Genomic DNA, 21,699 nt, shown 5'->3' with positions numbered 1-21,699 from the left:
TAGCTCTTGGTGTACAGAACTGCCACAGCGCGGGCACGGACCTCGCCGACCGAGACGTAACCGTGAGGTTCGGAGGATTCATAGTAGATGCTGTCGCCGGGGTAGAGTCGCATCACCTCGTCTGCATAGTGGAACTCCAGCTCGCCATCTAGCAGGTAGAGGAACTCGACCCCTTCGTGACTGTAGAAGAGGCTGCTGTCCCATTCGCGCTGCTCGAACTCGATCAGGAAAGGCTCCACCTTTTTCTGACGCATGCCGGGGGCAAGAGGCTTATACATATACCCCTGCTGCACCGCGTCCTTGCCGGGGCGGCGCTGACTGCCAAGCGGAGACTGATCCCCACGGGTCAGCATGAACTTCTGCCGATCCCCCGCCTCCTCGAAGAAGTAGTGAATCCCCACCTTGAGCCCTTTAGCGATCTTTAGGAGGGTGGCAATGGGCGGGGTCACCTGGTCGTTCTCGATCTGCGACAGGAGCGGCTTGGACAGCCCAGTCATGTCGGCCAGGGCCTGGAGGGTGAGCCGTTGTTCCTGGCGCAGTCCACGCACCTTCTCACCCAGCTTCATCTCTCTTATTTCCTGCTTGATCTTCTCTTGCACGAAGCACCCCCGTCTCTGCATATATATTCAAATACCCATCTGCCGTCAAGGGGTATTTACACAATGGCGAGAGACCCCCTGAATCTACCGAAAGGGTTGACATCAATCCAGTTTTTGGCTACGCTTTTTTCTTCCTTCTGAGCCTTTCATTTAAAGGAGCGACAAATGAAAAGCGTCCGACTACTCGTTATCTTCCTGATCCTTTCCACAGTCCTGTCTTCCTGCAAAAAGAAAGAGGGAGCTCTGCTCTATGAATCGGATCGAAAAGAATCTGTCCCGGCTCCGGTTCAGGAAGTACCCAAAGACATACTGAACACCCAGCAAGCCTTTACGACCCTGGTGAAGAAGGTAACCCCTTCCGTAGTAAACATCTCCACCATCGGCAAGAAAAAACTGGTCCGGCCGTTTTTCGAAGGCTCTCCCTTCTTCGAAGATTTCTTCGGCGACACGGGTCGCCCCCAATACAAAAGGGAGAGCAGCCTCGGCTCCGGCTTCATACTGAACAATGAAGGCTATATCGTCACCAACGACCACGTTGTCCGCGATGCGGAAACCATCCAGGTGAAGCTTTCCAACGAAAGCGTCTATACCGGAAAGGTGATCGGCTCCGACCCCAAGACGGACATAGCCGTCATCAAGATCAACGCGAAGGAACCGCTGCCGGCCGCAGTTCTGGGCGATTCCAGCAAGTTGCAGGTCGGACAATGGGCCATCGCCATCGGCAACCCCTTCGGCCTGGACCGCACCGTGACGGTCGGCGTGGTCTCCGCTACCGGCAGGTCCAACATGGGGATTGAAACCTACGAGGACTTCATCCAGACCGATGCATCCATTAACCCGGGCAACTCCGGCGGGCCGCTGCTCAACATCTACGGCGAGGTGATCGGAATCAACACCGCCATCGTTGCAGCCGGACAGGGGATCGGCTTCGCGATACCGGTCAACATGGCCAAGCAGGTAGTCACCCAACTGATCAGCAAGGGCAACGTCAGCCGCGGGTGGCTCGGCGTCTCGATCCAGTCCGTGACCGAGGAGATGGCCAAATCCTTCGCTTTGCCCAAGGCCGGCGGGGCCCTGGTGAACGACGTGGTCCCCGGCGGCCCCGCCTCCAAGGCGAGCATCATGCAGGGTGACATCATCACCGGCTTTAACGGAGCGAGCGTCAAGGACGTGCGCCAATTGCAGCGCCTGGTCGGGGAGACCCCCATCGGCAAAAAGGTCGAAATCACCCTGTACCGCGACGGCAGAGAGCTCAAGGTTTTAGTCACCACGGCCCCGGCGGAGAGCGCCCCGGTGCAGTCGCAGATGCAAAGACCCGAGCGCGAGGCAGGATTGCTCGGACTCTCCGTCGAGGAACTGGGCCCCGAAATGCGGCGGCGCGGCATCACCGGTGTCGTGGTAAGCGACCTCGAACCCGGCGGCATCGCCGAGGAGAGCGGCATCCAGCGCGGCGACGTGATCGTGTCGGTGAACCAGAAGAAAGTCCGTAACCTCGCGGAGTACCAAAAGGCGATGAAGGACGCGAACAACCGGGGTGCGGTGGCGCTCCTGGTGAGACGCGGAAACGCGAACATCTATTTCGCCTTAAAATTAAGATAGAATCTTGATTGAAAACTGCGTATAGTGTCCCCTGATATTTGACCGCCAGGGAGTGATCGATGAGTCTCATAGAAAACCAGGATCAGGCCAGAAGGCTGGCCAGGGCCATCGTATCGGATGTCGCCCTTTACAACCGCGAGAAGGTTGAGCAGGGAATAAAGGAAGATAACATCTTCGAGCTCCTCAACGACCAACTGGCAGAAGGAAGGGAACACTTCCAGTCCCGGGTGAGCAAAGAACTGGCGGAATCCAACATCTTCGATATAGCCGTGGTCGACGTACTGATAAAGCGGGCAGGGAAGATCGAATCCAACATCTGGTAAGCAGTACAACTTCAACACTAGACAGGTCCCGGGCGCGCTTCCTTTCAGAAACGCGCCCGCGCTTTTTTTACGGGAGTGCCCTCTCCCAGGAGAACCCAACGTAGATGGAACCCATTGAACTCATCTTCCCCTGTGGCGCCGACCCCGAACGGCTGGACAGCTTCATTTCCCGCAGCGTCGCCGAACTTACCCGCTCCGCCGCCCTCAGGCTCATCGAAACCGGCCATGCCACGGTGAACGGGCAACAGCAAAAGCCATCGCTCAAGCTCAAGGGGGGCGAGACGGTCACCGTGACCATCCCGCCGCCGGCACCCGCCCAACCGCAACCGGAAGAGATCCCGCTCGAAATCCTTTACGAGGACAGCGACATCGTCGTGGTGAACAAGGGGGCGGGAATGGTCGTGCATCCCGGTGCGGGCAACGCCGAGGGAACGCTTGTGAACGCGCTGCTGGCCCACTGCAAGGACCTCTCGGGAATCGGGGGGGAGTTGCGGCCGGGCATCGTGCACCGCATCGACAAGGACACCTCGGGAACCCTGGTGGTCGCCAAGAGCGATCGGGCCCACAACGGCCTCGCCGACCAGTTCAAGGTGCACAGCATCAAGCGGATCTACCTCGCGCTGGTGTACGGTAGCCCCAAGGAGGAGAGGGGACGCATCGAGTCCGTGATCGGACGCCACCCCGTGGAGCGCAAGAAGATGTCGGGCACGGCACGGCACGGCAAGAACGCCATCACCCACTGGCGCGTCGAGGCGCGGTACCCCGGCATCACCCTGGTGCGCCTGAAGCTGGAGACCGGGCGCACGCACCAGATCAGGGTGCACCTCTCCGAGGCGGGACACCCGCTTTTGGCCGACGAGGTCTACGGCGGCGGCAGCCGGCTGTCCCAGTTGAAGGACCCTGTACTCAAGCAGATGATCAGGGCGATGGGGCGCCAGGCACTGCACGCCAAGACCCTCGGTTTCCTCCACCCGGTCACTGGAGAGTACTTGGAGTTCGACACGGAGCTCCCCCCCGACATGGCCGGCATCATCGACTACCTGGAAGAGAAAAACAGGGGCTAGGGACCGGGGCCTGGGGCTGGAAAATCCGCCCCCCCCAACCATAGCCACCCCCCATATACACAAGAGGTGTCATTCATGGAAATGCAGAAAGCAGGAAAGATCCAGTACCTGAAACCGCGGCTCGCCGCAGGCGGCGCCGTCGCCGGCTTCACCACGCGCCACGAAGGTGTGTCGCGCCCCCCATACAACTCGCTGAACCTGGGGAGCAACACCCTGGACTCCTCGCACAACGTCGAAGGGAACCGCAGCCTGCTCGCCCGCAGCCTGGGCGCGACCCTGGACCGCTTCCTCACCGTGAGCCAGGTGCACGGGACCGACCTCCTGGTGATCGACGCACCCAACCCGGAACTGTCCCACTTCCTGAAACTGGAGTGCGACGGGATCGTCACCAACCAGCCCGGCATCATGATCGCCGTCTGCGTCGCAGACTGCGTCCCCATCCTGCTGCACGACCCGGTGCAGAACGTGGTGGCCGCGCTCCACGCCGGGTGGCAGGGAACCGCGGGCAACATCGGCGCCAAGGGCGTCGAGGCGCTGGTGAACCTGTTCGGCTGCAACAAGAAGAACATCCGTGCCGCGATCGGTCCCCACATCGGGGCCTGCTGCTACGAGGTGGACGCCCCGGTACGCGACGCCTTCAAGCAGGCAGGCATGGCCTGGGATCTCTGCGCCACCGCGCAGGGGGAAGGGAAGTGGATGCTCGACCTGGGCAAGGCCAACCGCCAGCTGCTCCTGGACGCCGGTCTTAGCGCCGACCAGATCCAGGTGAGCGAGCACTGCGTCTGCTGCAACCAGGAACTCTTCTTCTCCTACCGCCGCGACGAAGGGGACACCGGCAGGCAGGTGGGCTTCATCATGCTGGAAGGGGAGCAATAACTGTAGCGCTCCGGCCGAGCTTCTGGTATAAGACGGCGGAGAGTTAGAATCCTTTACAGGAGGCTTCAACAGATGAGGATCTTGTTCAGACTTGCCCTGCTCATGGTGGCGACCGGCGCCCTTTTCGGCTGCGCCCACAACTACTACAACATCCCCCAGGACACCCTCGAGAAGAGGGTGCGCACCATCGGGGTGGCCCCCTTCTTCACCGACGCGGAGAGCGACATCAGGCACCCGGAGAAGGCGTCGATCGTTTCCATCGTGCGCAGCTACAACCTGAAGAACGAGAAGGAACTGATCGCGAGGATCAGGAGCACCGGCATATTCTACGCCGTGCGCCCTGTTACGGCGGAACCGGACCGGCTCTTCAGCTCCCTGGTCTGGAACCGCGAGAAACGCGACGACGCCCGCATCGTCTACAACAAGTACTTCTTCAAAAAGGACGACCTGAAACAACTCATGACCGAGAACGGCCTGGACGCCGTCCTGTTCGTGACGGTGAGCGGCCTGACCAAGCCGGGGAAGGTCTTCTCGAGCAACTTCCTTTCCTACCTCGAGACGGACTTCAACTACCTCACCATGTCCGCGGTGATGCTGGACAGGGAAGGGAACACCATCTGGGAATACCCGAACTTCCGGCGTGAGTCGCCGTCCTACCCGATGTTCTTCTCGCTGCAGTACCCGGATTTCGACGAGGCGGCGGCGAACCTGACGGAGAAGGTCGACGTGAAGTTCAAGACGGTGGCCGGCGTGAACGCCGCCTTCGCCAAGAGCGAGCCCTCATCCGTCGCCAACGCCCCCGAGGTCTCCACCCTGTACGTAAAACAGTTCGACGAGATGCTCGCGCTGCTGCAGACCTACAAGCCGCTCTTCGGCGCCAAGGAGAAGGAAAAGGAGACCCTGCCCGCTCCGGTGAGCGCACCGGTCTACTACACTCCGCCGGCCGCCGCCGCTCCTATCGCTCCACCCCCTGCCGCTCCTGTTTCGGCAGCCCCGCAGGGTGTGGCGCCTGCAGCACCGGCAGCACCGGTTCCCCAACCGGCAGCACCTGCTGCACCGGCCGGTCCGCCCCCCATCACCTCGGGCGATATCGTCCCGGAACAGCCCCCCGCTAGGTAACGGCGGACAACAAAAAGGCGGCGCCCGAGATCAACTCTCGGCGCCGCCTTCTTTATTCAGCACCCGCACGCGGCCTTAACTACAACTCTTCGAAATCCTCCGGGTCCTCCGGGCTTTCGTCCTCCCCCTCCGCCTCTTCCTCGTCGTCGTAGTCCTCCTCGACAACACGCTTCAGAAATTCCTTGTTGCTTTCTATGAGCCTCCGGATCTCACCGGCGAGTTCGTCGAGATCTTCGTGTTCCACGGGTTACGCCTCCCCTCCCTTGCGCAGCAAGGCCTTGCGATACAGCTCAAGATACTTGTGCACCGAGTTCTGCCAGGAATAGTCGCTGCTCATGCCGCGGCGCATCAGCTTCTTCCAGAACGCCTTGTCCTGGTATGCGGTCAGCGCCCGGTTCATGGCCTCCCAGAGCGCCTCCGCGCTGTACTCGTCGAAGACGAAACCGTTGGGCGCCTTGTCGTTGTCCCGGGGATCGAAGACGCTGTCGGCGAGCCCGCCGGTCCTGCGCACCACCGGGACGGTGCCGTAGCGCATGGCGATCAGCTGCCCCAGCCCGCACGGCTCGAAGAAGGAAGGCATCAGGAACATGTCGCTTCCGGCGTAGATCTTGGGGGCCAGGGAATGGTCGAAGCCGCTGGCGAAGGCGATGTTACGGGCGCCGGAGGCCTTGATGTCGTTGAAGGCCTTCACGTAGCGCTCCTCGCCGTTGCCCAGCAAAACGAGCTGCATCGGGGCCTTGGCGATCATCGGCAGGAGCTCCGCGATCAGGTCGAACCCCTTCTGGGCCACCATGCGCGAGACCATGCCGAAGACCGGGACCTCCGGGGCGCTGGCAAGCCCCATGAGCCGCTGCAGCCCGATCTTGTCGACCATCTTCCCCGAGAGGGAGGCATGGCTGTAGTTCTTCATGATCTCCCGGTCCATGGCGGGGTTCCATTCCTCGTAGTCGAGCCCGTTGAGGATGCCGACCAGGTCGTCCTTTCTGGTCTGCAGCACACCGTGCAGGCCGCATCCCATCTCCGGCGTCCGGATCTCGCGGCAGTAGGCCTCGGAGACGGTGGTCACCAGGTCGGCGGTGAGGATGCCCCCCTTCAGGAGGTTCACCTTGCCGTAGAATTCCAGCCCGTCGATGTTGAAGCACTCCCTGGAGAGCCCCATGGTCGGGAGCTCCTCCTTGGGGAAGAGCCCCTGGTAGGCCAGGTTGTGAATGGTGAAGATGACCCCGGTCCTTGCGAAGAAGGGATCGTTCTTCCTCTCGTGCTTCAGGTAATGGGGGATCAGCGCGGTCTGCCAATCGTGGCAGTGGATGATGTCCGGCCGGAAGTCCATCTTCTTCAACAGCTCGAGGACGCAGCGGCAGAAGAAGGAGAAGCGTTGGGCGTTGTCGGGATAATCGCCGCTGGGGGTGCCGTAGAGTTCTTCACGGGCGAAGTACTCCTTGTTCTCGATGAGGTAAACCGGGATCTCCCCGAGCGAAGCCTGGCGCAGGAACCCCTTCTTCTCGACGCCGTCCACCATGACCGACGCGCTCTTGCGTCCCTTGCGGACCGCCATCCCCCCCCGCTCGACCACCGAGTAGAAGGGCATCATGATCCTCACGTCATGACCGAGCGTTTTAAGAGTCTTCGGGAGTGCGCCGGCGACATCCGCCAGACCTCCGGTCTTGGCGAAGGGAGTGACCTCTGACGCAACAAACAAAATCTTCATGTAAAGCCTCTAACACCCTGGAATTATAGGCACATTCTAGATTAAGACTGCCCGCGGGTAAAGTTTTTTTGCAAAAGAAAAATTTAAGATGGGTCGGGCTCCAAGGAGGGAAGGTCCTTGAGCGCCCCCTGCTCCATCCCGAGACAGGGTCCCGCATAGGCGAGGGGGAGCGGCGCCTCGGTCGGCCAGCGGCCGAGCAGATTCGCCCCGCGGGAGTGGGTAAGGTAGCAGCAGAGCCTGTCCCCGGGGGCGAGCCGCAGGGCCGAGAGCGGGATGCGCAGCTGCGCGCTGCGGTCGACCCAGTAGCGCCCCACCCCCCCGGAAGGCTGCCACCGCCCCTCCTTCAGAAGCTGAAGTTCCCCCTCGCCGTCCCCGGCCTGCATCTCGATGCGGTATTCGCGCCCCCCCATTAGGTGCAGGGAGAGGCGGTCGCCTGGCTGCAGCAGCTTCTCCAGCGACTGTGCTCCGTCGATCCTGAAATAGAAGTAGTCCAGATCATAGCCGTAGTAAAACGATTGCAACCCCGTCTCAGCGGCGTGCATCGCCCCCCCCTGCCGGGTCAGATCGTACAATCCCGCCGCGAGCCACTCGAAGTAGTCGTCGGCGGCCGCGTTCAAGCATGGTGTGATCAGCCGTGCCGGCCCCCGGACGAAGCCGGCGGGACGCTGCTTCTTGATCGGCTCGAGCAGCTCCCCGGGGACCTCCAGTGCCAGCAGCTGGTACACGTTGATCAGGTGGCTGCGGAACAGCAGATCGAAGTGGCCGGAGTGGGGGGAGAAATGATCGTCGCCGTACCACCAGAACCAGTCGCTCCCCTGTGCGGCGTAGAGGGCCTTGCAGGCACGCCGGGCCGACTCGTCGCTGCTGGTCCCCCCGGAGAGAAGCTGTGCCACCTCGGGGCTCTTGTGGACCGCGGCCTCCCTCGCCTTGGCGAGGTATTCCCACCCCAGGTTCTCCTCGGGATGCCCGATCCAGATGCCGTAGTCGGCGTTGATCCAGGAGCCGGGATGCACGTGCCGCAGCACCCGCCGCTCCGAGACCCGCTCCAGCACCTCCGAGAAGGTGGCGGGCTCCACTCCCGGTGTCTGCGCCAGCGCAGCGTATAGCCTTGAGAGGAAGGGAAGCCCGTTGTCGTGGTAGTGCTCCCAGGCGTTCTCCCCGTCCAGAATCACCGGCACCACGCGGGGGGAACGGCACTGCTGCCGGATCTCCTTGACCCGCCCCACGAAGTCCGTGACGGCACGCTCCGCCTCCCACTGGGAATAGGTGAAGCCGATCTGGTCCGAGAGCACCTGGTCCCGGAAGAACAGGGCGATCTCCTCTCCCCCCTGCTGGAACAGATAGGGGTGGTAGAGCGCTTCCCGCTCCCCCCCCAACCCTGCAGGAAGGGTCTGGGCCAGCACCCGCTCGTCGGAGGCGGTCCAGCAGAGCCCCTCCCGGGACATGATCCCGAGTGCCTCGTCGCTCACCGACCCCTCCGGGGGCCACATCCCGCGCGGCCTGAAGCCGAACAACCTCTCGAAGCTCTCGATGCCGTGGGCCACCTGCCCCCGCGCGTCCTCCGGGTAGCGGATGTCGATCTTGGGCAGCTTCGCAGCGGGGAGCGCCACCCGCGCTATGCGCGAGTCGCACAAAAGCGGCAGTATCGGGTGAAAATACGGGGTCACCGAAAGCTCGACCTTCCCCTCCTGGTGCAGCCTGCGGTACAGCGGGATGATCTCGGAGATCAGCTCGCGCTGGGTGTCGAACAGCAGGGCCTTGTCCGCGGCATCAAACCCCTGTCCCTTGCGGATCAGTTCGCCGAACACGGGGAAGCGCCGGCGGGCCGCCACCCCGGTCCAGGCGAGGTAGAACCAGACCTGCAGGTCGAGCAGGTCCCGCTCCCCGAAGAGTGCCACCCGTGATGCGGCCGTCCCGGGGGCGCCGTCCCCCGCCATCCAGTACAGCTCCAGGTAGCGCGGGTAGGGCTCGATCATGCGCCGCTTGTTGGCGGAGAAGAAGTTCTCCAGGAGAAAGAGCCGCTCCGCGTGGTCCAGGTCGGCCGGGGCCTTCCGCGCGAGGCAGAGATAGGGGTCGACCGCCTCCCCCGAGGCGTAGTCGAGGATCTGCTCCAAAAGCGAGGGGACCAGGTTGAAGACCACCTTGGCACCGGGGCTCTCAGCGACGATGGCCGGCATGTCGTAGTAGTCCTTCACCGCATGGAGGTAGGCCCAGGGGAGCAGGTACTCCCCCCGGACCGGATCCTTGTAGAAGGGCTGGTGCATGTGCCAAAGCAGCGTGAGGTACAGTGGTTCGCTCATCCTATCCCCTTGACGCGGCCCAAGCCGCGGCGCCCGCTACTGGGCCAGCTCCTTCTTCCAGCGCTGCACCTTCTGCATGTAATCCTCCAGAAGCTTCTGCGCCGTCTTCGGGTCCTTGGCCTCGGCCACCACGTGGATCACCGGCTGGTACTGGTCGGGGAGCACCAGCACCCAGTCGTTGCCGAAGGAGACCTTGATGCCGTCGATGAAGGAGGCCTCCTTGTCCAGGCTGTCTTCGCTCATCTTGCGCATGACCCCCCCCTTCTTCTCCCAGACGCAGGGGACCTTCCCCTGCAGGAAGGAACTCTTGGGGACATCCTTCAAGACGCGGGACAGCGGCACCCCGGCGGCGCTGGAGAGCTCGATGGTCTTGGCGATGGTGAACATGCCGTCGAAGGCGGCCTGGAACTTGGGGAAGGCGAAGCGCCCGGTCATGGAGCCGGCCATGACCACCTCGGATGAGATGGCCGCCTCGATCATGGAGCGGTCCATGCTCTTGGTACGGCGCACCGAGCTGCCGTTCTCGTTGGCGATCTCCTCGATCACCGAGGGGGCCGACACCGGGACCGCGAAGGCGCCCCTGGAGCCGCTCTTCAGCATGAGCGACGTCATGAGCGCAAGGAACTCCTCCGGCTGGTAGATCTTGCCGGTCTCGTCCACCAGCACCACCTCCTCGACCGTGGGATCGAGCCAGAATCCGGCCCGCGCCTCCAGCGTCATCACGATCTTGGCCAGCTGCTGCAGGGAGTTCGGCTTCTCGTCCACCGTCTTCGAACCGCGCTGCTCGTCCAGGTAGGTGTTGAGCCCGATCACCTCGCACCCCAGGTCGTTCAGGATCTGGGGGAGGATCTGGCCGGCCGGCGAGTGGTTGAAATCGACCACCACCTTGGCCTTGGAGCTCCTGATGAGCTGCTGGTCCAGCCCCCGGAAGAACCCCTCGCGATAGAAATCCATCACCTGCGGCAGCTCGGTGATCCCCCCCGGCTCCATGTGGTGCGCGCGCCGGAAGTTCTCCTTGTAGAAGATGCGCTCGATGTTCTTACCCATGGAGGAGGAGAAGTCGAGTCCGTCCGCGTCCAGAAAGACGATCTCGGTGGTGGCGGGGTCCTCGAGCGACTGGCGAAAGTGCACCCCGCCCACCTCGCCGAAGGTGCGCAGCTTGTAGCGCAACACCGGCAGCGACACCATCCTGATGTCGCGCACGTTGACGCCGGCGGAGAGGATCCCCCCCAGGAAGCTCCGCTTCAGCATGCGCGAGGAGAGGGTCGTGTCGCGGCCGACCAGGACGTGGCTCCCCTTGGGGAGGGAGGTGCCGTAGGCGCAGCCAAGTTTCGCGACGAACTCGGGGGTGAGCTCGATGTTGGTGAGCCCCTTGATCATCTCCCCCTCGAACAGGGACTTCTTCCAGCGCTCCCCCCAGATCAGGTTGCCGGTGACGGTGGAGCCTGCCTCGATAAGCTTTCTGGGCCAGATCTTCACGTCCCGCTTGATGTAGCTTTCCTCGCCGATGGCGGTGTCGTCCGCTATCACCCCTCCCTCTTCCATCACGGTCGCGGTGCCGACGCTCACGTTGTTGCAGATGACGCAGTCGTTGATCTTGGCTCCCTTCTTGATGTAGGCGTTGTCCCAGACCACCGCCCGGGTCAGCTTGACCCCCGGCTCGATGATGCAGTTGCGGCCGATCACGCTGTCCCTGATCTCCGCCCCCCCCTGGATCTGGGAGTTGTCCCCCACGACGACCGTCCCCTCCACCAGGGTCCCCTCGCCCAGCCTCACGTCCACCCCGACCCGCAGATCGACCCCCGCCATCTCCCGCCGGGGCTCGTCCACCTTGACGCTCACCTTCCCCTTGAGAATGTCGTGGTGCGCCTCGCGATAGGAATCGGTGTTGCCGATGTCTCTCCAGTACCCTTTGACCGGGAAACCGAACAGCGCCGCCTTCTTCTTCAAAAGGAGGGGGAACAGGTCCTGGGAGAAGTCGAAGTTCTCACCCTCCGGGATGTACTTGAAGATCTCCGGCTCGAGGACGTAGATGCCGGTGTTGATGGTATCGGATATCACCTCGCCCCACCCCGGCTTCTCCAGGAACTGGGTGATGCGCTTCTCCTTGTCCGTGATCACCACGCCGAACTGCAGCGGGTCCTTGACCGAGGTGAGGGTGATGGTTGCCAAAGCCTTGTTCGCCTGGTGGAAGTCGATCACCTTCTGCAGGTTGAAATCGGTCAGCAGGTCGCCGCTGATGATCAGGAAACGCTCGTCCAGGTATTTTTCGGCGCACTTCACCGCGCCGGCCGTGCCCATATCCTCCAGGGGCGTCACGTAGGTGATCCTCACCCCCAGGTCGGCGCCGTCGCGGAAGAAGTTCTTGATCACGCTGGGCTGGTGGTACAGGAGCATGACCAGATCGGTGACGCCGTATTTCTTCAGCAGTTCGACGATGTGCAGCATGATCGGACGGTTCATAAGCGGAACCATCGGCTTCGGGATGTTGCAGGTAAGCGGTTGCATCCGGGTACCAAAACCACCCGCCATAATCACTGCCTTCATAGTTGCAGCCTCCAAGGATCAGATTGAGATTAAGACTAAGATTAAGACTAAGATTAAGATTAAACCTGGGACTGAGATCAAGGACGGCCGGGGCCTGACCAAGTTTTCATACCTAAAAACTTAGTCTTTATCTCAATCTTTATCTGCCTTTCAGACGTACGTGCCCCGCTGCCGCTTGGCGAGGACCCGGGCGATCTCGTCCTTCAGCTCCCGCATATCGCTCGACTTCACCACGTAGCCGTCGGCCAGCCAGGCCGAGAAGTCGTCCTTGTAACAGGAAAAGGCGGTGCAAAGGATCACCGGAATGGTGTGGCGCTCCTTGACGATGCGCTGCAAAAGCTCGATGCCGCTTTCGTTCTTCAGCTTTATGTCGATCACGGCAAGGTCGAAGCTTTCCGACTCCAGCTTCTCCACCGCCTCCAGGGCGCTGCCGGCCGTCACCACCTGGTACCCCTCGTCGCTCAGCTCCTGCGCGTACAGCAGCCTGATATTCGCCTCGTCGTCAACCACCAGCAGTTTTGCCATTTCAGATGTTCTCCTTTCTGGTCAAGAGCCTGATGCTGTACGTGTTGCCGCCCCCGGGACGGCTCAGTATCGATAAAGAATTTCCCTGCCTCTCCAGGATGGACTTGCACAGCGAAAGCCCCACCCCCTCCCCGAGCTCCTGGGTCTGGAAAAACGGGGCGGTGAGCGCCTCCTGCGCGGTCTGGGTGAGCGACTTGCCGTCGTCGCTTATGCGCAACAGCACCCCGTCGCCGTCCAAAACGCTCTCGATGCGCAGTTCCCCCCCCGGCTCCATTGCCGCAAGCGCCGTGGTCGTGATGGTCTTCAGGCAGTAGCTGATCTGCTTGTAGTCGATGCGCACCATGGGGAGCTCCGGGGCGAGCTCCATCCGGGAGCGCACCCCCGCCTGTTCCAGCGCCCCCTCCAGCTCGCCCATCGCCTTCCCCACCAGCTCGTTCAGATCCCAGAAGTCGGTGACCGGGAACAGAGACTCGGAGTAATCCAGCACCTCGCTCAGAACATCCTCAAGCTGCCGGGTCTCGCGCACGATCGACTCCAGGAAGCCGCGCTTCTCGTCCTTTTCCGGGGTCGCCTTCAAAAGGGTCCTGGCGAAGCCACCGATGACCATGAGCGGGTTCCTGATGGAGTGGGCGATGCTCGAGGTGATCTTACCCACCAGCGCCATCTTCTCCATCTTCACGATCAGCTCCTGCTGCTCGCGCAGCTTCACGTTGGCGGCCTTCTGTTTGGCCACCTCCTCCTGCAGACGCTCGTAAAGGGAGGCACGCTCCAGCGCGAAGGCGACCGGGAAGGCGAAGGTCTCCAAGGACTGCATGTCCTGCAGGGTGATCGGCTTGTGCGTTATGCAGTTGTCGGCAATGATGACGCCGATGCGGCGGTTCCTGGAGATGAGCGGCATGACCAGGAAGGTGTCGACCCCGAGGATGCGGGCCAGGCCACGGTCCAGGTCGGGGTTGTTGAGCGCGTTCTCCACGAGGATCGGCTTTTTGCCCGTGAGGGCCCGGTTGAAGATGTGCCCCTGGTCGGCCAGGGGGACGGTGAGCTGGTTCAGGATGTCGTGGAACTTCACCTTCTCCGAGCTCAGCTTGGTCTTCTGGAAATCCCGCGCCAGCTGCCTCAGGGTGAAGTTGCTGCGGCCAATGTCCTCCCAGGTGCGCCAGGCCTCCTCGTAGTCCCTGGGCCCGACGCCCAGGTAACCGCGGATGTGGCGCCGGTCCTTGTCCGTCATCAGCAAAAAGGCGCGGTTCATGCCGAACCCCTTGCCGGCGGTGATGGCGGTCATGGCTATGGAAAGGACCTCGTCCAGGTCGAGCGAGGTCTGCAGCACGAGGCCTACCTCGCGCAGGAACTTGATCTCGCGGGTCTTGCTGTTCAAAAAACTCAGCATGGCCCCCATCTGGGTCTTTTGTTCCTGGAACTCGGTCAGTATGTACGGGAGTACGTCCGAAAGCGGGTAACCCGCCCCCTTCATGCGGGCCAGGTCGTTCTTGAAGCGGGGGCACTCAACGCACTTCTCCACGATCCTGCGGCGCTGGGAAACCAACAGGTCTTCTTCCCCCTCGCCTATGTACGGGCAATTCTCGGGCTCGATCTGATCCCTACTCCAACAGCATTCCCAATCCAAGCTCCCTCCGGATGCAGCTCATTTATATGACAGGACGAAACGGCAAAAGTATAGCAGCCACTTCGGCCAAAGCAAGTGCAATCGGCCAATTTAGTTGAAAATATTAATTAACAATTTGGTTTCAATTGGTTGCGCCCCCCGCACGTCGACGTGGAGGTGCAGGTGGCGCAAGCGTTGGCGTGGTGCGACGCGAAAAGGAGTCCGAATTCGGGAGACGGGGCGACGGAAAAAGGGGAGAGGGTACCATTAACAGAAAGGGCCCCGCGGTCTTAACCTGGGGCCCTTATCATCCATCTCTATTGGGTTCTGCGCGGGGTCTACTTCCCGGCTATCATCTTCAGCTTCTCCATCTGCATGATGGTCACCTTGTTGCCGTCCAACTCGATGACCCCCTCGTCCTTCATCTTCTTGAAGGTGCGGGAGAGGGTTTCGCTGACTGTGCCCAGGCGCGAGGCGAGTTCGCCCTTGCGCATGTCCAGCTCCAGGTAGGTCTTCCCCTGGTAACTGGTGCTCTTGCGCGCGGCCAGGTCCAGGAGGTAGGAGGCGAGCCGGGACGGGGCGTCGGCGAAGGAGAGCTCCTCGATCTGCCGGGCGAAGCGCCGCAGCAAAAGCGAGAGCGAGGCGATCAGGTTCATGGAGAAGCGCGGGTTGCGCTCCAAGAGCCCCATGAAGGAGCCGCGCGGGAAGAAGATGACCTCTCCCCTCTCCACGCCGCGCGCCTCGGCGGGGTACTTGCCGTCCCCGAAGAAGGCGGCCTCGGCGAAGGTCTCCACCGGGTGCACCATGTGCAGCACCTTCTCGCGCCCGTCGGGCGAGATCTTGCAGAGCTTCAACGCACCCGAGGCGAGCAGGTAGAACCCTTCCGCCTTCTCCCCCTCGGTGAACAGCGTCTCCCCCTTGGCGAAGGGGCGCCGTACCGCGATCTCGGCGAGCTCGACCAGGTACTCCTCTTCCAGACCCGAAAACAGCAGCGCTTTCCTGATGATGTCTTTGTTTTCCATGCCCACCTTTGTACCCAAAATGAAAACGGAGGTCAAGGGGTAGTTGACTCTGTCCCTCCTTTACTTCCCCAGCCATCTCATGTAAGATCGGCAATTCATGAAAAAGACCCTGTACCGCTACATTTTCAACGAGATACCCCCCCCTTTCCTGGTAGGCATGGTGACCTTCACCTTCGTCCTCCTGATGGGGCGTTTCCTGAGGTTGGCCGAGATGGTGGTCGAGAAGGGGGTCCCCTTCACCGACGTCCTGCGCATGGTGAGCTACCTGCTCCCCTCCTTCTGGCTCTTCACCATCCCGATGGCCCTGCTCCTCTCCATACTGCTCGCCTTCGGGCGCCTCTCCGGCGACAGCGAGGTGACCGCCATGAAGAGCTGCGGCATCAGCCTGTACGGACTGCTCCCCCCGCCCCTGCTCTTCTCCGCGCTGGCGACCCTGGGCTGCCTCTGGGTCACGATTTACGCCGTCCCCTGGGGCAATAGCTCCTTCAAGAAGCTGATGATGGACATAGCCCAGAGCAGCGCCGGCGTCTCCATCAAGGAGAAGGTCTTCAACAACGCCTTCCCGGACATGGTGATCTACGCCGACGGGCTGGACGCCAAGGCCCAGAATATGACGGGGGTGATCGTCCACGACGAGCGCGACCCCAAGACCCCCACCACCATCTTCGCGGCCACCGGCTCGCTCTTCTCCGACCCGCGCAGCCACTCGATGGAGTTCCAGCTCAAAAACGGCTCGATCCACCGCAGCGAGGAAGGCGCCGGATACCGGATGGTCCAGTTCCAGGAGTACATCCTGCGGGTGGCCCTGACCGACCCCGCCCCCAAGGGGCCCAAGAAGGCGAGCGAGATGACCATCGAGGAACTGCGCCACCCTCCTGCGGGGGCCCCCAAGAAGGACGTGCTGGCGCGCCGCCTGGAGCTGCACAGCCGGCTGGCCCTTCCCTTTTCCTGCATCGTGTTCACCTTCGTGGGGGTGCCGCTTGGGATCCAGAACCGCCGTTCCGGCAAGGCCTCCGGCTTCTCGCTCAGCATTGCCGTGATCCTCTGCTACTACATCGCCCTTTCCGGCTTCGACACCCTGGGTGAGAAGTCCATCCTGCCGCCGCTCCTCTCCGGCTGGGGGCCGAACCTGTTGTTCCTGCTGGGCGGAGGCTACCTGTTCATGAAAACTTCGGCGGAGGAACCACTGCCGCTGACCGCGCTGTACCAGCGAGCCAAGGAAGCGGTCCAGGCCCGTGTTCCGAAGGGGGCGAAGGGATGAGGATCCTGACCCGCTACGTGGCCAAGGCGTACCTTAGGATGCTCGGGCTTTGCCTCGGTTCCTTCGTCACCATCTACCTCGTGGTCGATTTCATGGAGAAGATCGGCCGTTTCACCCGCACGGGCGCCTCGTGGAAACACCTGGCCCTGTTCTTCATCACCAAGGTCCCGGAGATGATCAACGATTCCGCGCCGCTTGCGGTGCTGATGGCGACCCTGCTCACACTGGGCGCCTTCTCGCTCAGCTCCGAGCTTACCGCCATGCGCAGTTGCGGCGTCAGCCTGGTGCGCATAAGCGCCCCCATCCTCGCCATCTCCTTGCTGATGAGCCTGGTGGTCCTGATGCTTGGGGAGTTCGTGATCCCGAAGAGTTACGCCCAGCGCCTCTACATCCAGGAGGTGCTGATCCAGAAAAAGAGTCCCTCCATGTACTTCCGTCAGCACAACATCTGGTACCGGGAAGGGGAGACCGTGCTGCGGGCGAGCCTGTTCGAGCCGAGCCAGAACCAGCTCAAGGGGGTGACGCTCTGGGAGGTGCAGCCAAAGACCGGTCTGCCGCTCCGGCGGGCGGACGCTTCCCTCGGACAGCTGGGGCCGGGCGGCTGGAGCTTCCAACAGGTGACGGTGCGGGATTTCCGGGACGGCGAGGTGGTCCAGACCCGGAAGTACCCGGAACTGGCGCTTCCCCTGAAACTGAAGCCGGCCGACCTGAAGGTGCTGGGAAAATACTCGGACAGCATGACCCTGCGGCAGCTCAACAGCTACTGCAAGAAGATCCAGGCCGGTGGATACGACGCCACCCGCTACATCACCCAGTTCCACAGCAGGATCTCGCTCCCCTTCGGCTGCGCCGTCATGGCCTTTTTAGGCATCCCTTTCGCCTTGCGCGGCGGGAGGTCGAGCGGCATCGCATTCGGCGTGGGGCTCTCGATCGGGGTCGGTTTTCTTTACGTGATCATCAACTCCGTCATCATCTCGGTCGGGCAGGTCGGCCTGCTCCCCCCCATGGTCGCCGCCTGGGCCACCAACTTCATCTTCCTGGCCGCGGGGGGGTGGCTCGCTCTTACTATTGACAACTGATCGGCCAGGGCCGAAAATGGCTCCCGGCCTTCAGGCTGCCGATATCACATGAAGCTTCTAGGGAGGGAGTCCCATGCCCCGCAACTTCGCCATAACCTTGCTGCTTCTTCTGCTCTGCGCCGCAGTGGCGCCCGCCCAGCAGACCCCCCCCCCGGCGGCTGACTCCGGCCGGCAGGCACCACTGGGCGTACTGAGCATCCTCCCCGCCCAGGGCGAGCCGGGAACGACGGTGACCCTGAACGGTACCGGGTTCACCTCCGCCACCCGCGTCGTGCTCGGGAGCCGCGAGATCCCGGCCCAGGCGGTGGGGGGGCGCATCATGACCTTCGAAATCCCCGAGCTCCCCCCGGGCGCCTACGCCCTGTTCCTGAAACGGGAGGACGGCGCCACCACCCGCCCCTTCAACTTCGTGCTGCAGGCGCAGAAGCCGGTCGTCTCCTCCCTCATCCCCGACACGGTCACCAGCTGCGCCACCGGCAGGGAACGCGAGGTGCTGGTCAACGGGGCCAACTTCAGAAACGGCACCCGCGTCATACTGGACGGCGCCGTGGTCACCACCCGCTTCATCTCCCCGGTCATGCTCGCATTCACCACACCGACGCTCCCCGCGGGGATGCACCAGGTCCAGGTGAGAAACCCGGCCGATGCCCTCTCCACGGCGCTGGCGCTCTTCATCGACGCAAAACCCGAGATAGCGAACGTGTCAGTGGGGAGGGAATTCGTGAACTACTACGAATTGATCGTGAGCGGGAGGAACTTCCAGCAGAATTCGGTGCTGGTCGTGGACGGCAAGAGGCTCGCCACAGGGAAACAGCTGGTGGGCGAGAGGGAGCAGCTCGTGTACGGCGGTTGCAACCAGATCACCTACCTGAGGTTCCCCTACGACCCGACCCTTAAGGAGATCACCCTGCAGGTGGTGAACCAAAACGGCGAGGAAAGCGCCCTCTTCACCATCAGCGCCCCCTGACCCGCTAGTCGACCGGCTCCTCGAGCACCACGAGGTAGCCGTCGGGATCGAAGCACCAGAGCTCCCACGTGCCGTAGGGCTTGCGCTCCAGGGGGTAGAGAATCTCCAGGTCCTCTTCCAGAAGCTCCTGGTAGATCTCCTCGATCCCCTCGACCACGAGGTGCAGCGTCATACCCACCCCGCGCGGGAAACCCTCCAGGCGCGCCTGCAGTATGGGGTGCAGCTGCCCCACCGCCGCATCCTCCACGAAGATGACCTGACACAACTCGGTCTCCAGGAGCAGGTGCTCCGGCGCCCCCAGCACGGTGACCGGGCGCTGCAGCGGCAGCCCGAGAATCCCCGCATAAAAGGCCTCGGTGGTCCCGAGGTCGGACACGCAGAGCTGGATGGTGAGCGCGATCTCCTCCACGGACTCCCCCCGACGTACCTACTCGCCGAACCAGGCGCTGGTGTACCTGCTGATCAGCACCATCGAGTTGGTGAAGATCAGGATCCCCACCACGACCATGAACCCTCCGGTGATGATCTCGAAAAGCCGTATATGCCGCTTGAAGCGGCGGAAGAAGAGCAGGAACTGGTGCAGCGCGAGGGAGGCGATGAAGAACGGTATGGCGAGCCCCATCGAGTAGGACAAAAGGAGCCAGACCCCGCGCCCTTCCGTGGCGGCGACGGCCAGGATGGTGGCGAGGATCGGTCCGATGCAGGGGGTCCAGCCGGCGGCGAAGACCACCCCCACCACGAAACTCCCCAGGTAGCCCGCCGGCTTGCGATGCAGGGTCAGCTTCTTCTCCCCGAGCAGCATGGTGATGTCGAACAGTCCCGAGACGTGGATACCGAAGATGACGATCAGTATCCCCCCCACGCGCCGGATGGCCGTCTTGTGCTCGTGCAGGAAATCCCCGACCAGGGTGGCCGAGGCGCCCAGGAGGACGAAGACGCAGGTGAAGCCGGCGATGAAGAGCAGGGAGTGGATGATGGTCTGCTGCCGCACCTTGTGGCTTGGGTGTTCGGCGTTCAGGTCGGCGAAGGAAAGCCCGGTGATGTAGGTGATGTAGGAGGGGATGAGCGGCAGCACGCAAGGGGAGAGAAACGACAGCAGCCCCGCCACGAAAGCGCCGATCATGCTGATGTTGTTCGTTTCCATACTTTCCTCCTGGCGTTTAGCGGTTGCGCCCCAGCGACTTCAGGGGCGATTACGGTATCACTTGTCGGCCATCAGCTGCTGCAGGGCCTGCATCACCTCGGGATGGCTCCAGTCCAGCCCCCCCACCACCTTCTTCCTGATCACCCCCTTGGGATCGACCACGAAGGTCTCGGGGACGCCGGTGGTGCCGTAGCGCCTGGCGACCTGGCCGTCGGTGTCGAGCAGGGCGGGGAGCGTGACGCCGCCGCGCTTGAAGAAATCCTCGACGGCGGTCTTGCCCCCCTCATCGATGGAAACCGCCAGCATCTGGAAGTTCTTGCCCTGCATCGCCTGGTTTAGCTTCACCATGGACGGGATCTCCTCGCGGCAGGGGGGGCACCAGGTGGCCCAGAAGTTGACCAGCACCAGTTTACCCTTCAGGGTGGAGAGCTGCACCGGCTTACCGGAGAGGTCCTTCAGGGTGAAATCCGGGGCGGGATTTCCCTCCACGGCAGGTGCCTCGGCTGCTTTCTTTGCGCACCCCGCGGCGGCCAGCGCAGCTATCAGCAGCAAGGCTGCGATCAAACGTTTCATCATTTCCTCCCCGGTTGCGAGATATTGTACTTTTCCATCCTGTAGATCAGGGTGTGGCGCGGGATGCGCAGGAAGCGCGCCGCGGCGGTCTGGTTCCAGTCGCAGCGGTTGAGCGCCTCCAGGACCACCTCCATCTCGAGCTGTTCCAGCGAATAACCGCCGGCGGGGAGCCTGAGCACCCCCCCCTCGGGAGCAGGTGCCGCGGCCGCGATCTTGGCGGGGAGTTCGTCCACCCCGATCTGGTCCCCCTCGCGCATGATGAGCAGGCGCTCCACCGTGTTCTCCAGCTCGCGCACGTTTCCCGGCCAGGCATACTCCTGCAGCCTCTGCAGCGCCTCCTTCGAGAACGTCACCGCTTCGGCGCCGAACTTGCCGCAGAAATAGCGGATCAAAAGCGGCACGTCCTCCACCCTTTCGCGCAGCGGCGGGAGCTGGACCGGGATCACCGAGAGCCGGTAGTAGAGGTCCTCGCGGAACTTCCCTTCCGCGATCCAGCGCTCGAGGTCGGCGTTGGTAGCCGCCACCACCCTGAGATCGATCTTCTGCAGCGAGGTCCCCCCCACCGGTTCGACCACCCGCTCCTGCAAGACCCGCAACAGCTTCGGCTGCAATTCGAGGGGGAGATCCCCCACCTCGTCCAGGAAGATGGTGCCGCCGTCTGCGAGCTGGAACTTCCCTTCCTTGTCACGGATGGCGCCGGTGAAGGCGCCCTTGACGTGGCCGAAGAGTTCGCTCTCGAGGAGATCCCTCGGTATGGCGGCGCAATTGACCGCCACGAAGGGAGCGGCCCGGCGGGAACTGCCGGAATGGATCGCCCGCGCCACCAGTTCCTTGCCGGTCCCGGATTCCCCGGTGATCAGGACGGTCGCCTCGGTATCCGCTACCTTGCGCACCACGGAAAAAACCCCCTCCATGGCGCGGGAGGTGCCGACGATGCTCTTGAATTCGGTGCGGCCGGAAAGCTCCTCCTTGAGCAGGCGGTTTTCTTCGGAGAGCCCCTGCAACTGGAGCCCCTTCAGCACGGTGACCTTCAGCTCTTCCCTGTTGAAGGGCTTGGTGAGGTAATGAAAAGCGCCGAGCTTCATCGCCTCGACGGCGGTGTCGATGGCGCCGAAGGCGGTCAGGACGATGACCACGGTCGAGGGGGCACGCTCCTTGACCGTGGAGAGGACCTCGAACCCGGTGATCCCCGGCATCTTCAGGTCGGTGATCACAAGTTGGGGGGACTTCTCCTCGAAAAGCTGCAGACCCGTCGAGCCGTCGGCGGCGGTGTAGACGTCGTACCCTTCCTGCTGCAGGTTGTACTCGAGCACGCGTCTGAGCGAGCTGTCGTCATCTATGATCAGTATCTTTGGGGGCATGGTTTCCCGGATGAGGACGAAAGGGGTCG

At 62.6% G+C, this 21,699-nt stretch carries 20 protein-coding genes (1 of these 20 only partly in view); 8 read left to right on the top strand and 12 right to left on the bottom strand.

Going from position 1 to position 21,699, the window contains the following annotated elements:
* A protein-coding gene (locus KOM00_RS04835) for a helix-turn-helix domain-containing protein (protein ID WP_216497704.1) crosses the window boundary here: on the bottom strand, positions 1–620 show its 5' portion. Its footprint begins 1 nt before the window's first position; 620 of the gene's 621 nt are visible here — the first part of the coding sequence; the start codon lies at positions 618–620; only part of the stop codon is in view: it crosses the left edge, with 2 bases visible at positions 1–2.
* Positions 621–764: 144 nt separating this feature from the next.
* On the opposite strand from KOM00_RS04835, the gene KOM00_RS04830 reads away from it, so the two are divergent.
* The 5 genes from KOM00_RS04830 to KOM00_RS04810 all read left to right on the top strand — a co-directional run bounded on the left by KOM00_RS04830 (position 765) and on the right by KOM00_RS04810 (position 5,580).
* Entirely contained in the window at positions 765–2,198 is a 1,434-nt protein-coding gene (locus KOM00_RS04830; protein WP_216497703.1) for a DegQ family serine endoprotease, read from the top strand.
* A gap of 59 nt (positions 2,199–2,257) precedes the next feature.
* Positions 2,258–2,521, top strand: a complete 264-nt coding sequence (locus KOM00_RS04825; RefSeq protein ID WP_216497702.1) for a hypothetical protein — start codon at positions 2,258–2,260, stop codon at positions 2,519–2,521.
* A gap of 104 nt (positions 2,522–2,625) precedes the next feature.
* Positions 2,626–3,585: an RluA family pseudouridine synthase gene (locus KOM00_RS04820; protein WP_216497701.1), complete on the top strand. Its 960-nt coding sequence runs from the start codon at positions 2,626–2,628 to the stop codon at positions 3,583–3,585.
* 75 nt (positions 3,586–3,660) lie between these two features.
* Entirely contained in the window at positions 3,661–4,461 is an 801-nt protein-coding gene (gene pgeF / locus KOM00_RS04815; RefSeq protein ID WP_216497700.1) for a peptidoglycan editing factor PgeF, read from the top strand.
* A 72-nt stretch (positions 4,462–4,533) separates the two neighbouring features.
* Complete coding sequence (locus KOM00_RS04810) at positions 4,534–5,580, top strand: hypothetical protein (protein ID WP_216497699.1); 1,047 nt, start codon at positions 4,534–4,536, stop codon at positions 5,578–5,580.
* Positions 5,581–5,659: 79 nt separating this feature from the next.
* Here the strand turns inward: KOM00_RS04810 and KOM00_RS04805 are convergent, their stop codons facing one another.
* The 7 genes from KOM00_RS04805 to KOM00_RS04775 form a co-directional block, all read right to left on the bottom strand.
* Positions 5,660–5,824, bottom strand: a complete 165-nt coding sequence (locus KOM00_RS04805; RefSeq protein ID WP_216497698.1) for a hypothetical protein — start codon at positions 5,822–5,824, stop codon at positions 5,660–5,662.
* A gap of 3 nt (positions 5,825–5,827) precedes the next feature.
* Entirely contained in the window at positions 5,828–7,288 is a 1,461-nt protein-coding gene (glgA, locus tag KOM00_RS04800; RefSeq protein WP_216497697.1) for a glycogen synthase GlgA, read from the bottom strand.
* Positions 7,289–7,371: 83 nt separating this feature from the next.
* Positions 7,372–9,588: a glycoside hydrolase family 57 protein gene (locus KOM00_RS04795; protein ID WP_216497696.1), complete on the bottom strand. Its 2,217-nt coding sequence runs from the start codon at positions 9,586–9,588 to the stop codon at positions 7,372–7,374.
* A gap of 36 nt (positions 9,589–9,624) precedes the next feature.
* Positions 9,625–12,135 carry a mannose-1-phosphate guanyltransferase gene (locus KOM00_RS04790; protein WP_216497695.1) on the bottom strand — a complete coding sequence of 837 codons (2,511 nt, stop codon included), beginning with the start codon at positions 12,133–12,135 and terminating at the stop codon, positions 9,625–9,627.
* 150 nt (positions 12,136–12,285) lie between these two features.
* Positions 12,286–12,660, bottom strand: coding sequence for a response regulator (locus tag KOM00_RS04785; protein ID WP_216497694.1), 375 nt, complete (start codon positions 12,658–12,660; stop codon positions 12,286–12,288).
* A gap of 1 nt (position 12,661) precedes the next feature.
* Complete coding sequence (locus KOM00_RS04780; protein ID WP_216497693.1) at positions 12,662–14,284, bottom strand: GAF domain-containing sensor histidine kinase; 1,623 nt, start codon at positions 14,282–14,284, stop codon at positions 12,662–12,664.
* A gap of 317 nt (positions 14,285–14,601) precedes the next feature.
* Entirely contained in the window at positions 14,602–15,285 is a 684-nt protein-coding gene (locus KOM00_RS04775) for a Crp/Fnr family transcriptional regulator (RefSeq protein ID WP_216497692.1), read from the bottom strand.
* Between the two features lie 97 nt (positions 15,286–15,382).
* On the opposite strand from KOM00_RS04775, the gene lptF reads away from it, so the two are divergent.
* The 3 genes from lptF (at position 15,383) to KOM00_RS04760 (ending at position 18,592) form a co-directional block, all read left to right on the top strand.
* Positions 15,383–16,546 (top strand): LPS export ABC transporter permease LptF, encoded by a 1,164-nt coding sequence (lptF, locus tag KOM00_RS04770; protein ID WP_216497691.1) that lies wholly within the window; start codon positions 15,383–15,385, stop codon positions 16,544–16,546.
* Positions 16,543–17,625: an LPS export ABC transporter permease LptG gene (lptG, locus tag KOM00_RS04765; RefSeq protein WP_216497690.1), complete on the top strand. Its 1,083-nt coding sequence runs from the start codon at positions 16,543–16,545 to the stop codon at positions 17,623–17,625. The genes lptF and lptG overlap by 4 nt, the downstream gene beginning before the upstream one ends.
* A 73-nt stretch (positions 17,626–17,698) precedes the next feature.
* Positions 17,699–18,592 (top strand): IPT/TIG domain-containing protein, encoded by an 894-nt coding sequence (locus tag KOM00_RS04760; protein ID WP_216497689.1) that lies wholly within the window; start codon positions 17,699–17,701, stop codon positions 18,590–18,592.
* A gap of 4 nt (positions 18,593–18,596) precedes the next feature.
* Here KOM00_RS04760 and KOM00_RS04755 read toward each other — a convergent pair whose 3' ends face one another.
* From KOM00_RS04755 to KOM00_RS04740, 4 genes are read right to left on the bottom strand one after another with little or no spacing between them, the layout of a single operon-like run.
* On the bottom strand, positions 18,597–19,001 hold the full coding sequence (locus KOM00_RS04755; RefSeq protein WP_216497688.1) for a VOC family protein: 405 nt from the start codon (positions 18,999–19,001) through the stop codon (positions 18,597–18,599).
* Between the two features lie 18 nt (positions 19,002–19,019).
* Entirely contained in the window at positions 19,020–19,736 is a 717-nt protein-coding gene (locus KOM00_RS04750) for a cytochrome c biogenesis CcdA family protein (RefSeq protein ID WP_216497687.1), read from the bottom strand.
* Positions 19,737–19,793: 57 nt separating this feature from the next.
* Entirely contained in the window at positions 19,794–20,309 is a 516-nt protein-coding gene (locus KOM00_RS04745; RefSeq protein ID WP_216497686.1) for a TlpA disulfide reductase family protein, read from the bottom strand.
* The gene (locus tag KOM00_RS04740; protein WP_216497685.1) at positions 20,309–21,670 is read right to left on the bottom strand and encodes a sigma-54-dependent transcriptional regulator; all 1,362 of its coding nucleotides are present in this window, start codon (positions 21,668–21,670) and stop codon (positions 20,309–20,311) included. Before KOM00_RS04740 ends, KOM00_RS04745 begins: the two co-directional genes overlap by 1 nt.
* Positions 21,671–21,699 lie beyond the last annotated feature (29 nt).

The organism is Geomonas diazotrophica (assembly GCF_018919385.1).
In the GTDB taxonomy this organism is placed as follows: Bacteria; Desulfobacterota; Desulfuromonadia; order Geobacterales; family Geobacteraceae; genus Geomonas; species Geomonas diazotrophica.
The sequence above is the reverse complement of the archived record's forward strand: the minus strand, read 5'-3'. Positions and strand labels throughout refer to the sequence as shown.